Genomic DNA, 13,840 nt, shown 5'->3' with positions numbered 1-13,840 from the left:
CGCGCGCATCACCCGTACGGCCCTACGCGGCCCGACCTGAGGAAGGACCGCCCGGTCGGCCGAGCCCCGTTCGACACGACCGGGGTTGTCGCCTTTCGTAGGGATGTCGGCCTCGGGATCGAGCACCGGGAGGGACCGTGGCGCCGGAAGGCTTCGACTACGAGACGCACAGCCGCCTCGCCGGTCCGTTCGCGCAGCCGGCCCCCGGCCCCGACGGCGTGTACCGGGTGGAGTACCGCTCCCTGCTCTCGCGCGAGGAGGTCCGCACCCGAATACGGGCGATCGCCCTCATGACGCTCGCCCCGGTGGCCGCGGCGGGACTGCTGCTCTACCTGGTCTGGCCCAGCCACTGGACGGTCCGGGAGGGCGCCGCCCGCTGGCTGGTCGTCCTCGATGCCACGATGCTCTGCTCCATCGCGCTGATCATGCTGTTCACGCTGGTCAACGTGGTGTCGATCGCGCACGCCACGATGGCGGCCCGCGACCCCCTCCCCGTACCGCCCGAGCCCGGCACCCGGGTCGCGTTCCTGACCACCTACGTCCCCGGCAAGGAGCCCCTCGCCATGGTGAGCGCCACCCTCCGGGGCGCGCGGCGCGTGCGCCACGACGGGCCGCTGGACGTGTGGCTGCTGGACGAGGGCGACGACCCCCGGGCCCGGGCACTGTGCGCGAGACTCGGCGTACGGCACTTCACCCGCAAGGGCGTACCCGAGTGGAACACGGCCAAGGGCCCCCACCGGGCGAAGACCAAGCACGGCAACTACAACTCCTGGCTGGCACGGCACGGCGACGACTACGAGTTCTTCGCCTGCGTCGACACCGACCACGTCCCGCTCGCGAACTACCTGGAGCGGATGCTCGGCTTCTTCCGCGACCCCGACGTCGCCTTCGTCGTCGGCCCCCAGGTCTACGGCAACTACACCGAGGCCGTCACCAAGGCCGCCGAGTCCCAGCAGTACCTCTTCCACGCCCTGATCCAGCGCGCCGGCAACCGGTACGGCGCCCCCATGTTCGTCGGCACCAACAACACCGTACGGATCAGAGCCCTGCGGCAGATCGGCGGACTCTACGACTCCATCACCGAGGACATGGCCACCGGATTCGAGCTGCACCGCAGCAGGAACCCGGCCACGGGGCGGTTCTGGCGTTCCGTCTACACCCCCGACGTGCTGGCCGTCGGTGAGGGGCCCGCCTCCTGGACCGACCTCTTCACCCAGCAGCTGCGCTGGTCCCGGGGCACCTACGAGACCCTGTTCAAGCAGTACGGCAAAAGCCTCTTCACGATGCCCGCCGGGCGCCGGCTCAACTACACGCTGATGCTCGTCTACTACCCGATGACCGCCGTGAACTGGCTGCTCGGCATCCTCAGCTGCACCCTCTTCCTGTGGTTCGGGGCCTCCGGCACCCAGGTCTCCTCCAAGGTCTGGCTGATGCTCTACGCCGACGCGGCCGCCCTCCAGGTGGGCCTCTACCTGTGGAACCGCCGCCACAACGTCTCGCCCCACGAACCGGCCGGCTCCGGCGGTGTCGCCGGCATGGCCCTGTCCGCGGTCTGCGCCCCCGTCTACCTCAGGTCACTCGGCTCGGCGGTGCTGCGCACCGAGGGCCGTTTCGTCGTCACCCCCAAAGGCGGGGACGCCAGCCCCGACCGCCTGGCGACCTTCCGTATCCACCTCTTCTGGGGAGCCGTCCTGATCGTCTCGCTCCTCGCGTCCGTCCGCTTCGACCACACCCACGTCGCCATGCGCGTCTGGGCGGTGCTGGCCCTGGCCATCGCGCTCGCCCCGGTCGCCGTGTGGTGTGCGACGCGCGGCCGGGCGGGCACCGGGGGCGGAGCGGACGGCGGCTCCGAGCCGGGTGAGGAGCCGGCGTACGTCCGGGCGACAGGAGGGAACTGAACATGGGCTACCGGCCGTCGAAGAAGTTCAAGAAGACCGCCCTGGGCGCCGCCGCCGTGCTGGTGCTCGTCGCGCTCAACGCGCCCGCCGCGATCTCCTTCGCCGAGGACAAGTACCACGCGTACAAGATCGGACAGCCCAGCTACCGGATCCGGTACGGGTCGTGGGGCCTGGTCGGGCTCCCCGAGGAGTACCGGATCAACGCCATGCACGCGGCCCTGCTGCACACGGGCAAGGTGCTCCTCATCGCCGGCAGCGGCAACAACCAGAAGAACTTCGACAAGGGCACCTTCGACACCGTCCTGTGGGACCCGAAGGACAACAGCTTCAAGAAGATCCCGACGCCGGAGGACTTCTTCTGCGCCGGGCACAGCCAACTCCCCGACGGGCGTCTGCTGGTGGCCGGCGGCACCGCCCGGTACGAGGTGCTCCGGGGGAAGGTCACCCGGGCGGGCGGCCGGATGCGGGTCAAGAACGAGAACCCCGACAAGGCCGTCAAGCTGCGCAAGGGGACCCGGTTCCGGTCCCCGTCCGGGGTGGAGTACGAGGCGAAGTTCGACGTGGTCGTGCCGAAGGCCAGGAAGAAGTTCGAGATCACCTACGGTCGCGGCGGGCAGGTCATGCCGTGGAAGACCACCGTGATCGCCGCCGAGTCGAGGGTCTTCGTGGAGGCGGTGAAGCCCGGAGCCGAGGGGCTGACGACGGAGGCCGCGCAGTACGAGGTGGTCGGTCTGAAGGGCAAGGACGCCGACAACGTCTACGGGCTCGCGGAACGGCTGAGCGCCGACAAGCAGGACTTCCAGGGCATCAAGTCCGCGTACGAGTTCGACCCGGAGGCGGAGAAGTACCTCCGCGTCGACCCGATGGGCGACGCCCGCTGGTACCCGACGCTCGTGACCCTGGAGGACGGGCGGGTGCTCGCGGTCTCCGGGCTCAACGACGTGGGCGACGTGGTGCCCGGCGACAACGAGTACTACGACCCGCGCACGAAGAAGTGGTCGAAGGCCCCCTTCCACTACTTCCCGACCTATCCCGCGCTCTTCCTCATGCAGGGCGGCAAGCTCCTCTACACCGGCTCCAACGCGGGCTACGGCCCGAAGACCAAGGGGCGCGAGCCGGGCGTGTGGGACCTCGACACCAACGAGTTCAAGAAGGTGGGCGGGCTCACGGAGGCGGACCGGCTGGAGACCTCCTCCTCGCTCCTGCTCCCGCCCGCCCAGGACCAGAAGGTGATGGTCCTCGGCGGCGGCGGGGTCGGCGAGTCGGCACTCTCCTCCAGCCGGACCGCGATCGTGGACCTGAAGGAGGACAACCCGGTCTTCCGGTCCTCGGCGCGGCTGCCGCGCGCCACCCGCTACCTGAGCAGCGTGCTGCTGCCGGACGACTCGGTCTTCACCACCGGGGGCTCCGCCGACTACCGGGGCCGCAGCGCCAGCGACATCCACAAGGCGCAGTTCTACTATCCGCGCACCGACTCCTTCGTGGCCGCCGCCGATCCGACCGTCGGCCGCAACTACCACTCCGAGGCTCTGCTGCTGCCCGACGGGCGGGTGGCGACCTTCGGCTCGGACCCGCTCTTCGCGGACAAGGACAACACCCGGCTCGGCAAGTTCGAACACCGGCTGGAGGTGTACACGCCGCCGTACCTCTACCGGGACCCGGCCCGGCGGCCCGTGCTGGGCACCGGACCCGAGGAGCCGGACGCGAACGGGCGGGCCACCTTCGCCACCGCGCACCCGGAGCGGATCGAGCGGGCCCGCCTGATGCGGCCGAGTGCGGTCACGCACACCACGGACGTGGAGCAGCGCTCGATCGAGCTCGGGCTGACCAGGACGGACGGCTCGGTCACGGTCGAGGTGCCGCAGGACCCGACGCTGGTGCCGCCGGGCTGGTACATGCTGTTCGTGACCGACGACGAGGGGACGCCCTCCGAGGCGAAGTGGCTCCGGGTCAAGGCCCCGCCGCCACCGGCGCCGCAGCCGGCGGCCCCGTAGTCATTCCCTGGCCCGACGGGCCAGCCCCAGGGCGTAGTCCGGCCACCAGGTGCCCGCCGACGGACCGCCGCGGCAGGTCCCGTCGGACTCGCCGGGCCGCTTGACCCAGAGGTACGCGTCGACGAGCGGGTCGCCCGTCCGGTCGGTCGGCGGCGCCCCGAGGGCACGGCCCGGCGGATTGCACCAGGCCTGGGCGCGGTCGCCGGGCAGCGGTCCGTCGCCGTTGCGACTGGTGTCGATGACGAAGTGCTTGCCGCTGGTGCCCCGGGAGATCCTGGCGCCGTAGGCCCGGGTGGCCGCGTCGGGCTGGAAGTTGGAGACGTTGAGGGCGAAGCCGTCGGCGCGGTCCAGGCCGGCCTTGAAGAGGGGCTCGACGAGGTCCATCGGGTTGGGGATCCAGGCCGGGTTGCCGGCGTCCAGGTAGACCTTGGTGTTGGGGTTCCTCTTCAGCCGGTCGACGGCCTCGGAGAGGAGCTGGTAGCGCTCGGCATGGTGCTCGGGCCGGGTGCAGCCGTCGACGATGTGCGCGATCGCGTCCGGCTCCAGGACCACGACGGCCCTGGTGTCCTCGATGTTGTCGGCGAAGGCGCCGATCCAGCTGCGGTAGGCCTGGGCGTCGGGGGCGCCGCCGGCCGAGTGCTGCCCGCAGTCCCGGTAGGGGATGTTGTACGCGGCGAGCAGCAGGGTCCGCCCGGTGGCCCGGGCCCCCGCCCTGGCCCGGCGGATCTCGGGGCCGGGATCGCCGCCGGGTCCCCACAGGGTGAGCGGGCGGTCCGCGATCCTGCGCAGGACCTGGGCGTCGCTGTCGCGGCCCGCCGCCTCCCAGGCGGCGACCTGCCGGGCGGCGTCGCTGTGCGGGTCCACCCAGAACGGGGACTCCTCGGCCGCGACGATGGGGGAGGGCGCCGCGGTCGTGGCGGCGGGGGTTCCGGGCTCGGGCGTGGGCTCGCCGCTGCAGGCGGGGGCCGCGGCGAGGAGCGCGAGGAGGCCGAGGACGGGGGCGGTGGCGCGAAAACGCGGCCTGCGAGCGGCGGGGGGCATCCGGCTTCCTCGGGACGAAGGGTCGGGCAGCGGAGCGAGATACCGGGATATGTTGACATGTCGGACAGTTGGCATGGCTGTGCGACACCGGGCGGCGGGTTCAGCGGGCCGGGTCGCCCGTGGTGAGCGCGATCGCCAGCGGGGTGCGCTCGTAGCGGACCTGGTGGCCGTGGCGGGCGGAGATGAGCAGCCCCGCCGCGTGCAGGACCCCCAGGTGGGCCGAGACCGTGGACGGGGCCAGCCCGAGCCGGTGGGCCAGCGCCGTGGTGGAGGCCGGTTCCTCCAGCGCGCACAGCACCTCGGCCCGGCCCCGGCCCAGCAGCCGGGCCAGCGCGTCGGGGGTGTTCTCCTGGGCCGGGGTCCACAGGGCGCCGATCCCGCGGGCCGGGTAGACGATGGTGGGCTGCCAGGGCGGGTCGAAGCCGCCCGCGATGCCCGGCCAGATGAAGGCGCTCGGCATCAGGAGCAGCCCCTGGCCGCCCAGGACGCGCTCGTGGTGACTGGGCCGCTCGATGGTCAGGGTCAGGGAGGCGGCGTCCCAGGCGAGCCCCGGGTGCAGGCCGTCGAAGAGCGACTGGAGACCGCCGGCGGCGAGGCGGCGCGAGTGGAAGAGGATGTCCGCCTCCAGCAGGGCCCGCAGCCGAGGCCAGTGCGGCTCGATCAGTACGCTCCAGACCCGCTCCATCAGGTCGGCCAGGTCGTGCACGGCCCGCGCCGGATCGGCGAGCATCGACCGGCCCAGACCGCTGTCGAGGGCGCCGGGCGTGCACGCCAGTGCCTTGCGCATGTCCTCGCGCGCCGCGGCCGGATCCGTCCCGCGGATCAGCGCGAGCTCCTCCTCGAAGGAGACCCCGGGTCCGCTCGGCGGCGGGCCGATGAAGTCCGCGCTGTGCCCGCGGTGCGGCATCAGCAGCCACAGCGGCCGCAGGTCCAGCCCGTCGGCCGCGGCGCGGATCCGCCGCAGCCAGGGCAGGTGGTAGCCCTGCCGGTCCGGGCGGCTCAGCGTGCGGACGGCCTCCTGCGTCTCCCACGCGGGGGACAGTGCGAACCGGCACCGCAACAGGTCCTCGTGCCCGAAGTAGTGGTGCAGCCCCATCCCGGCCCCCTCGCTTCCCGCTCTTCCCGCTCTCTCCGTGCGCAAGGAGACGCGTACGGGAAGGACTCTGCCCCGGCATTCGGCCACAGGCGAATCTCTGGGGCGCCGGACGCGGGCCCGCGACGCTGGGCCCATGCCAGCCGACACCCAGGCGCCCGGGCGGTCCGCACCGCCGCCGGGCTACCGGTCCGTGTTCCGGGTCCGTGAGTTCCGGACCGTCTTCGCCGCCCACCTGCTGTCCGTGTTCGGCGTGGTCGTCGCCGAGATCTCACTGTCCGTCCTCGTCTACCGCGCCACCGGCTCGCCCCTGATGAGCGCGCTCACCTTCGCCCTCGGCTTCCTCCCGTACGTCCTCGGCGGCACCCTGCTCGCCGGGATCGCCGACCGCCACCCCGCCCGCCGGGTGCTCGTCACGTGCGACCTCCTCTGCGCGCTCTGCGCGGCCGCCATGGTGGCACCGGGCACTCCCGTCGCCGTGCTCCTCGTACTGCGCTGCGCGATGGCCTTCGTGGCGCCGCTGTTCCAGGGCACGCGCAACGCCTCCCTCTCCGACGTCCTCGGTACCGGCGACGCCTTCGTGCTCGGCCGCTCGCTGCTGCGCATGGTCGCCCAGAGCGCCCAGCTCATCGGCTTCGGCCTCGGCGGGCTGCTGCTCACCGTGCTCGCGCCGCGCGCGGCCATCGCCCTCACCGCCGCGGGTTTCCTCGGCTCCGCGCTGCTGCTGCGGCTGGGCACCCGCCGCCGCCCCGCCCGCGGCGGCGCCCGCACCTCCCCGCTCGCCGGTCTGCGCGCCGTCCTCGGCCGGCGCCGGCTGCGTGCGCTGATGCTGCTGTTCTGGCTGCCGCCCGTCTTCCTCGTGGCCCCCGAGGCGCTGCTCGCCCCGTACGCGGACGGCATCGGCGCCGGCACCGCCGCGCTCGGCCTGATGATGTGCGCCATGCCCGTCGGCACCATCGCCGGGGAGCTTTGGGCCGGCTCGGCCCTCACGGCCCGAACGCGATCGCGGATCGTGGCCCCGCTCGCCGCCGCCGGCCTGCTGCCGCTCCTGCTCTTCGCGGTCCGGCCGGGCCTGCCCGTGGTCCTCGCGGCCCTGCTGCTCGCCGGGCTGGCCCACGCCCACACGCTCGGGCTGGACCAGTGGTACGTCGACGCCGTCCCCGACGGGCTGCGCGGCCGGGCGATGACCCTGCTCAGCACCGGCCTGATGACGCTCCAGGGGGTCGGCATGGCGCTCGCCGGCCTCGCCGCCGAATTCCGTCCGGTGCACGAGGTCGTCACCGGCGCCGGGGTCCTCGGCACGGGCGTCGTCCTGCTGCTCCTGGCCGAACTCCGGGCCGCCGCCCGGGAGGAGGGACGACTGAGGGGTGAGACGGCCCTCGCGGTGAAGTGACCTCCCGGTAGGGTCGGACGCGTGCCCAAGCCGCTCAGCCTTCCCTTCGACCCCATCGCCCGCGCCGACGAGCTCTGGCAGCAGCGCTGGGGACCCGTGCCCTCCATGGCAGCGATCACCTCGATCATGCGCGCGCAACAGATCCTGCTCGGCGAGGTCGACGCGGTCGTCAAGCCGTACGGGCTGACCTTCGCCCGGTACGAGGCGCTGGTACTGCTCACCTTCTCGAAGGCGGGCGAACTGCCGATGTCCAAGATCGGCGAGCGGCTGATGGTCCACCCGACGTCGGTGACCAACACCGTGGACCGGCTGGTGAAGTCCGGACTGGTCGCCAAGCGGCCCAACCCGAACGACGGCCGCGGCACCCTCGCCTCCATCACGGAGAAGGGCCGCGAGGTCGTCGAGGCCGCCACGAAGGACCTGATGGCCGTCGACTTCGGCCTCGGCGCCTACGACGCCGAGGAGTGCGGGGAGATCTTCGCGCTGCTGCGGCCGCTGCGGGTGGCCGCGGCGGACTTCCAGGAGTAGCCGGGGCCCGGGGCCGCGTCAAGATCGAGCAAAACGGACGGCTAGGCTCGTCGGCATGAAACGAAGCGTGCTGACCCGCTACCGCGCCATGGCCTACGTGACCGCGGTCATGCTCCTGATCCTCTGTGCCTGCATGGTGGCGAAGTACGGCTTCGACACCGGTGCCGACCTGACCTTCGTGGTCTCGCAGGCCCACGGTGTGCTCTTCATGATCTACCTCGTCTTCGCCTTCGACCTGAGCTCCAAGGCCAGGTGGCCCTTCGGCAAGATGCTCTGGGTCATGCTCAGCGGAACGATTCCGCTGGCGGCCTTCTTCGTCGAGCGCAAGGTCCGTGCCGAGGTCGAGCCGCTGGTCAGCGACTCGCTCGCGACCGCCAAGGCCTGATCGGGTCCGCGGACGAGTCGAGCGTCACCCACCCCCGGGGCGAGTCCTCGGGGGTTTGCCATCGACATTTACTAGGACGTCCTAGTAAATTCATGGGTATGGACGCTGACGCCATCGAGGAAGGCCGCCGTCGCTGGCAGGCCCGTTATGACAAGGCCCGCAAGCGCGAGGCAGACTTCTCCACGCTCTCCGGCGACGAGGTCGAACCGGTCTACGGGCCCCGGCCCGGCGACGCGTACGAGGGCTTCGAGCGCATCGGGTGGCCGGGCGAGTACCCGTACACCCGCGGGCTGCACGCCACCGGGTACCGGGGGCGGACCTGGACCATCCGGCAGTTCGCCGGGTTCGGGAACGCCGAGCAGACCAACGAGCGCTACAAGATGATCCTGGCCGCCGGCGGCGGCGGGCTCTCCGTCGCCTTCGACATGCCGACCCTCATGGGGCGCGACTCCGACGACCCCCGCTCCCTCGGCGAGGTCGGCCACTGCGGCGTCGCCATCGACTCCGCCGCCGACATGGAGGTCCTGTTCAAGGACATCCCCCTCGGTGACGTCACGACCTCGATGACGATCTCCGGACCGGCCGTCCCCGCCTTCTGCATGTACCTGGTCGCCGCCGAGCGGCAGGGCGTGGACCCCGCCGTCCTCAACGGCACGCTCCAGACCGACATCTTCAAGGAGTACATCGCCCAGAAGGAGTGGCTCTTCGAACCCGAGCCGCACCTGCGCCTCATCGGCGACCTCATGGAGTACTGCACGAAGGGCATCCCGGCCTACAAGCCGCTGTCCGTCTCCGGCTACCACATCCGCGAGGCCGGGGCGACGGCCGCGCAGGAGCTCGCGTACACCCTCGCCGACGGCTTCGGCTACGTGGAGCTGGGCCTCTCGCGCGGAATGGACGTCGACGCCTTCGCGCCCGGCCTCTCCTTCTTCTTCGACGCGCACCTCGACTTCTTCGAGGAGATCGCCAAGTTCCGTGCCGCGCGCCGGATCTGGGCCCGCTGGATGAAGGAGGTCTACGGGGCGAAGAGCGAGAAGTCCATGTGGCTGCGCTTCCACACCCAGACCGCCGGTGTCTCCCTGACCGCGCAGCAGCCGTACAACAACGTCGTGCGCACCGCCGTGGAGGCCCTCGCGGCCGTGCTCGGCGGCACCAACTCCCTGCACACCAACGCCCTCGACGAGACCCTCGCGCTGCCGAGCGAGCAGGCCGCCGAGATCGCCCTGCGCACGCAGCAGGTGCTGATGGAGGAGACCGGCGTCGCCAACGTGGCGGACCCGCTGGGCGGTTCCTGGTTCGTGGAGCAGCTCACCGACCGCATCGAGGCCGAGGCCGAGAAGATCTTCGACCAGATCAAGGAGCGCGGCCTGCGCGCCCACCCGGACGGTCAGCACCCGATCGGGCCGATCACCTCGGGCATCCTGCGCGGCATCGAGGACGGCTGGTTCACCGGGGAGATCGCCGAGTCGGCCTTCCAGTACCAGCGGTCCCTGGAGAAGGGCGACAAGCGCGTCGTCGGCGTCAACGTGCACCACGGGTCGGTCACCGGGGACCTGGAGATCCTCCGGGTCAGCCACGAGGTGGAGACCGTCCAGGTGCGGGAGCTGGCGGCCCGCAAGGCCGGCCGCGACGACGCGAAGGTCGACGCGGCGCTGAAGGCGATGCTGGACGCCGCCCGGGACGGGTCGAACATGATCCCCGCCATGCTGGACGCCGTGCGGGCCGAGGCCACGATGGGCGAGATCTGCAACGTCCTGCGCGACGAGTGGGGCACGTACACCGAGCCGCCCGGCTTCTAGGCCGTCTCCTCCGGCTCCTGCCGGGCCCGCGAAGGCCGGTCGCGCCCCCGTACGGTGGGGGCATGACCGGTCTTCCTGCGCCCGTACGGGGCGTGAGCGCGCGTGTGGTGGATAACAAGGGCGGCTGCGGCGGCCACTACGCCTACGTCGTCGCCGACTTCGAGCCGCCGGGACCTGCCGGAACGGAGATCCTGAACCTGGCGCCGGAGGACCGGTTGCCCGCCGAGTTCCTCGCGGCGGTGCGGGAGGGCATCGAGCTGGGGCTGGACGGGGTCGAGGCCGCGGTCCAGATCACCGACGGCGGCGTCTACTGGCCGGACGCCCGCGACATCGGCTACCGCACGGCCGGGGCCGAAGCGGCCCGGGGCGCGCTCGTCGCGGCCGGTCTGCGGCCCGAGGAGGAGGCCGACGCGCTGCGCTGGGCGAGCTGGCCGGGCCGTCGGCGGCGCTGGCCGGGATGGAACCCGCGGGCCGCGGAGCTGGCGGAGCAGGTCCTGGAATCGCGGCGCCGCTCGGAGGCGGGGACCTTCTGACGGCGCGCGGCAGCGGGCGGCCGGGCGGGATCAGGCGGCGGCCGGGCCGCGCAGGCCGTGCATCAGGAGGGCCGTGAAGGTGGCCACCCAGAGCTCGTCCACCGGTTCGGAGCTCACCAGGGCGCGGTGCACCACCGTGCCCGCGATCACGTCGAAGATCAGGTCCGTGGTGCGGCCCGCGAGGGACTCGTCCTCCTCGTAAGGGAGTTCGCCGCGGGCCTGGGCCCGTTCGCGACCCAGTACGACGAGACGTTTCTGCCGGTCCACGATCGCCGACCGGATCCGGTCACGCAGGGCCTCGTCCCGGGTGGACTCGGCGACGACCGCCATCAGGGCGGTACGGGCCTCCGGGCGCCGCAGCAGCTCCGCGAACTGCAGCACCACGTTCTCGATGTCCGCTTCGAGGGAGCCCCGGTCCGGGAGTTCCAGCGCGTCGAAGAGCTCCGCGACCGCGTCCACGACCAGCTCGTTCTTGCCCGCCCAGCGCCGGTAGAGGGTGGTCTTGGCGACCCCCGCGCGGGCGGACACGTCGCCCATCGTCAGCTTCGACCAGCCCAGCTCGACCAGCGCGTCCCGGGTCGCGGCGAGGATCGCGGCGTCCGCGGCGGCACTGCGGGGACGACCGGTGCGGCCGGGGCTGGGGTTGCGCATGGCCGAGACCATACCCGCCGGTAGCCGAACCGGCCGCTGTGGTTCAGATCACGGGTCCGCGAGGGGCGCGGTGAGCCGCCGGGGGAGTTACGCTACGGCTCGTAGCGTAAGAGCGACAACCACGCGAAGAGCTACAGGCGCCAGGTGGGGACCCGGCGCCGATCGGCATCACGATCGCGACGGTACGGCGGCACGGCCAATTCACGCGATCTTTTTCGTCGGCGCGCACACACGGGGGAGGATGTACGCATGCAGCCCAGAAACATGTCCATGAGCGGCGTCGTCGACCTCGCCGCGGTGAAGGCGGCCGGCGAGGCCAAGGCCAAGGCCGAGCAGGCCCGCGCCGAAGCGGCCCGCCAGGCGGGTCAGGCCGGCGGGGCGGGTCCGTCCGCCGCCGCGGTGCCGCCGTCCGCGCTCGTCGTCGACGTAGACGAGGCCGGCTTCGAACGCGATGTGCTCCAGCTCTCCGCAGAGGTTCCGGTCGTCCTGGACTTCTGGGCGGAGTGGTGCCAGCCGTGCAAGCAGCTCAGCCCGCTCCTGGAGCGTCTGATCACCGAGGCGAACGGTCGCCTCGTGCTCGCCAAGATCGACGTCGACGCCAACCAGATGCTCATGCAGCAGTTCCAGATCCAGGGCATCCCGGCCGTCTTCGCCGTGGTCGCCGGTCAGGTGCTGCCGCTGTTCCAGGGCGTGGTCCCGGAGCAGCAGATCCGCGAGACCTTCGCCCAGCTCGTCCAGGTCGCCGAGGAGCGCTTCGGGATCATCGGCATCGAGGTGGACCCGGACGCCGAGGGCGGTGCTCCGGCCGCCTCGGCCACGGACGAGATCCCGGCCGGCCCGTACGACGCGCTGCTGGAGGCGGCCGTCGTCGCGCTCGACGCCGGTGACCTGGGCGGAGCGGTCCAGGCGTACAAGAACGTACTCGCGGACGACCCGGGCAACACCGAGGCCAAGCTGGGCCTGGCCCAGGCCGAGCTCCTCGCCCGCGTCCAGCACATGAACCCGCAGGCGGTGCGGTCCGCGGCGGCCGAGAATCCGCGCGACCCGGCGGCGCAGATCGCCGCGGCCGACCTCGACCTGGTCGGCGGTCACGTGGAGGACGCCTTCGGACGTCTGGTGGACACCGTTCGCGTCACGTTCGGTGACGACCGGGACGCCGTGCGTCTGCGGCTGCTGGAGCTGTTCGAGGTCATCGGCGCGGACGACCCGCGGGTCTCCGCGGCGCGTACGGCGCTCGCGCGGGTGCTCTTCTAGGCCGGCTCCGGACCCGGTCCACGGCCGCTCCGAGCCTGTCGCCGCGCGTCCCCCGTACACCGCCGGGCCACCGGCGATTTGTTGACACGTAGATAAACAGCGGCCGCACTTTGCCAAAACTTGGTAAATGCGGCCGCTGTTACTCGCAGTAAATCGAACCCCGTGAACTGTCCGGTGTGTTCGTCATTCGCCCGTTCTGTCGTGGCCCTGGGTAACACCCTGTGTTGCTGCCCGACGGCGACGGGTCGTACTCAGGTTATCTGGCCGTTACCCGCCAGTAACGAACCCCCTTGTGCCCCGGCCTGGAATGGACCACGATCGGCGACGCTCGGTCCTTCCCGCAGAGCCGCTCACTCGGAGCCGCGGTGAAGGGTCCCCACCGAGCCGGTCGGCGGCAGTGGCGCCGGCCGTTGGACAGGGGGGTCTCCACCACTCCGGTGGGGCCTGTCCTCCAGGTTGCGCGAACGCGTGGCCCAGTGGTTGTCGCTCGGGGGTGATCGCCGGTGTATCGGACGTGGCACAGCCGCGGCCCGGCCGCCTGCGCTCCTTCCCGAGGACGTAGCACTTCTCCCATCCCAGGACGGGCACGGCCCGGACCGGAGATGTACGTCCGAGAAGGAGGAACGAAATGAGTTCTCAGGTTCGTGGCGGGACCAGATGGAAGCGCTTCGCGCTCGTCATGGTGCCGAGCATCGCGGCCACGGCCGCGGTCGGTGTGGGTCTGGCGCAGGGCGCTCTCGCGGCGTCGTTCAGCGTCTCCGGCCAGGACTTCAAGGTCTCGGCCGACAAGCTCGACGGTGACAACCTCATCCAGTACGGCGGCATTGCCGAGGGTCACGACCTCAAGGGCAACGCGGCGCACCACCCGGTCACCATTTCCGGGTTCAGCCACGCCGAGATCACCAACATGTGCCAGTCGCTGGTGACCCCGACTCCGCTGGGCAACATCACGCTGCAGCTGCGGACGGGCCACAAGGGCACGCCGGCCGTCGCCGACAACATCTACCTGGATGTTGCCGAGCTCGACACCGACGCCGAGTTCAAGAACCTCGACATCGGTGTCGCCGTGGGCGACTCGAGCCACAAGACCAAGCCGCAGGCCGGTACGGTGGCCAGCCCCTACGCGTTCTCCCAGCGCGCCGACAAGGCGATTCTGACGAACGTGAAGCAGAAGGCGTGGGCGACCACGGCGGGCACCTTCAAGCTGCCCAACCTGAAGCTGCGCCTGCTCGGTGGCGACCAGCCCTGCTACCAGGACGTCAAGGACTGAT

The 13,840-nt window shown here is 71.6% G+C and carries 12 protein-coding genes; 9 read left to right on the top strand and 3 right to left on the bottom strand.

Annotated features, from left to right (window positions below):
• Positions 1 to 137 precede the first annotated feature (137 nt).
• Positions 138 to 1,898, top strand: a complete 1,761-nt coding sequence (locus Sspor_RS15500) for a glycosyltransferase family 2 protein (RefSeq protein WP_202199677.1) — start codon at positions 138 to 140, stop codon at positions 1,896 to 1,898.
• 2 nt (positions 1,899 to 1,900) lie between these two features.
• Positions 1,901 to 3,892 carry a radical copper oxidase GlxA gene (gene glxA, locus Sspor_RS15495; RefSeq protein WP_202199676.1) on the top strand — a complete coding sequence of 664 codons (1,992 nt, stop codon included), beginning with the start codon at positions 1,901 to 1,903 and terminating at the stop codon, positions 3,890 to 3,892.
• Here glxA and Sspor_RS15490 read toward each other — a convergent pair whose 3' ends face one another.
• Together Sspor_RS15490 and Sspor_RS15485 are read right to left on the bottom strand one after the other, a co-directional pair.
• Positions 3,893 to 4,933: a glycoside hydrolase family 6 protein gene (locus tag Sspor_RS15490; RefSeq protein WP_202199675.1), complete on the bottom strand. Its 1,041-nt coding sequence runs from the start codon at positions 4,931 to 4,933 to the stop codon at positions 3,893 to 3,895. It abuts the gene before it with no gap.
• Between the two features lie 100 nt (positions 4,934 to 5,033).
• Complete coding sequence (locus tag Sspor_RS15485) at positions 5,034 to 6,029, bottom strand: ArsR/SmtB family transcription factor (RefSeq protein ID WP_202199674.1); 996 nt, start codon at positions 6,027 to 6,029, stop codon at positions 5,034 to 5,036.
• Between the two features lie 133 nt (positions 6,030 to 6,162).
• Between Sspor_RS15485 and Sspor_RS15480 the strand changes: the two genes are divergently transcribed.
• The 5 genes from Sspor_RS15480 (at position 6,163) to Sspor_RS15460 (ending at position 10,664) form a co-directional block, all read left to right on the top strand.
• Positions 6,163 to 7,419 carry an MFS transporter gene (locus Sspor_RS15480; RefSeq protein WP_202199673.1) on the top strand — a complete coding sequence of 419 codons (1,257 nt, stop codon included), beginning with the start codon at positions 6,163 to 6,165 and terminating at the stop codon, positions 7,417 to 7,419.
• A 21-nt stretch (positions 7,420 to 7,440) separates the two neighbouring features.
• Positions 7,441 to 7,947: a MarR family winged helix-turn-helix transcriptional regulator gene (locus Sspor_RS15475; RefSeq protein WP_202199672.1), complete on the top strand. Its 507-nt coding sequence runs from the start codon at positions 7,441 to 7,443 to the stop codon at positions 7,945 to 7,947.
• Positions 7,948 to 8,002: 55 nt separating this feature from the next.
• On the top strand, positions 8,003 to 8,332 hold the full coding sequence (locus tag Sspor_RS15470) for a DUF3817 domain-containing protein (RefSeq protein WP_202199671.1): 330 nt from the start codon (positions 8,003 to 8,005) through the stop codon (positions 8,330 to 8,332).
• 98 nt (positions 8,333 to 8,430) lie between these two features.
• Positions 8,431 to 10,131 (top strand): coenzyme B12-dependent isobutyryl-CoA mutase large subunit, encoded by a 1,701-nt coding sequence (gene icmA, locus Sspor_RS15465; RefSeq protein ID WP_202199670.1) that lies wholly within the window; start codon positions 8,431 to 8,433, stop codon positions 10,129 to 10,131.
• 62 nt (positions 10,132 to 10,193) lie between these two features.
• A complete protein-coding gene (locus tag Sspor_RS15460; RefSeq protein ID WP_202199669.1) occupies positions 10,194 to 10,664 on the top strand; it encodes a hypothetical protein in 471 nt (156 codons plus the stop codon).
• Between the two features lie 30 nt (positions 10,665 to 10,694).
• Here the strand turns inward: Sspor_RS15460 and Sspor_RS15455 are convergent, their stop codons facing one another.
• Complete coding sequence (locus tag Sspor_RS15455) at positions 10,695 to 11,315, bottom strand: TetR/AcrR family transcriptional regulator (protein WP_030014167.1); 621 nt, start codon at positions 11,313 to 11,315, stop codon at positions 10,695 to 10,697.
• A gap of 249 nt (positions 11,316 to 11,564) precedes the next feature.
• Here Sspor_RS15455 and Sspor_RS41105 point away from each other — a divergent pair, with 249 nt between their 5' ends.
• A complete protein-coding gene (locus Sspor_RS41105; RefSeq protein ID WP_202199668.1) occupies positions 11,565 to 12,569 on the top strand; it encodes a tetratricopeptide repeat protein in 1,005 nt (334 codons plus the stop codon).
• Between the two features lie 628 nt (positions 12,570 to 13,197).
• On the top strand, positions 13,198 to 13,839 hold the full coding sequence (locus tag Sspor_RS15445) for a DUF6230 family protein (RefSeq protein WP_202199667.1): 642 nt from the start codon (positions 13,198 to 13,200) through the stop codon (positions 13,837 to 13,839).
• Position 13,840: the final 1 nt, after the last annotated feature.

Source organism: Streptomyces spororaveus (genome assembly GCF_016755875.1).
Taxonomy (GTDB): Bacteria; Actinomycetota; Actinomycetes; order Streptomycetales; family Streptomycetaceae; genus Streptomyces; species Streptomyces spororaveus.
The sequence above is the reverse complement of the archived record's forward strand: the minus strand, read 5'-3'. Positions and strand labels throughout refer to the sequence as shown.

Excerpts from the sequence above, each read along its gene's own strand:
- glxA (WP_202199676.1), top strand. The coding sequence starts at position 1,901 with ATGGGCTACCGGCCGTCGAAGAAGTTCAAGAAGACCGCCCTGGGCGCC.
- Sspor_RS15490 (WP_202199675.1), bottom strand. The coding sequence starts at position 4,933 with ATGCCCCCCGCCGCTCGCAGGCCGCGTTTTCGCGCCACCGCCCCCGTC.
- Sspor_RS15485 (WP_202199674.1), bottom strand. The coding sequence starts at position 6,029 with ATGGGGCTGCACCACTACTTCGGGCACGAGGACCTGTTGCGGTGCCGG.
- Sspor_RS15480 (WP_202199673.1), top strand. The coding sequence starts at position 6,163 with ATGCCAGCCGACACCCAGGCGCCCGGGCGGTCCGCACCGCCGCCGGGC.
- Sspor_RS15470 (WP_202199671.1), top strand. The coding sequence starts at position 8,003 with ATGAAACGAAGCGTGCTGACCCGCTACCGCGCCATGGCCTACGTGACC.
- icmA (WP_202199670.1), top strand. The coding sequence starts at position 8,431 with ATGGACGCTGACGCCATCGAGGAAGGCCGCCGTCGCTGGCAGGCCCGT.
- Sspor_RS15460 (WP_202199669.1), top strand. The coding sequence starts at position 10,194 with ATGACCGGTCTTCCTGCGCCCGTACGGGGCGTGAGCGCGCGTGTGGTG.
- Sspor_RS15455 (WP_030014167.1), bottom strand. The coding sequence starts at position 11,315 with ATGCGCAACCCCAGCCCCGGCCGCACCGGTCGTCCCCGCAGTGCCGCC.
- Sspor_RS41105 (WP_202199668.1), top strand. The coding sequence starts at position 11,565 with ATGCAGCCCAGAAACATGTCCATGAGCGGCGTCGTCGACCTCGCCGCG.
- Sspor_RS15445 (WP_202199667.1), top strand. The coding sequence starts at position 13,198 with ATGAGTTCTCAGGTTCGTGGCGGGACCAGATGGAAGCGCTTCGCGCTC.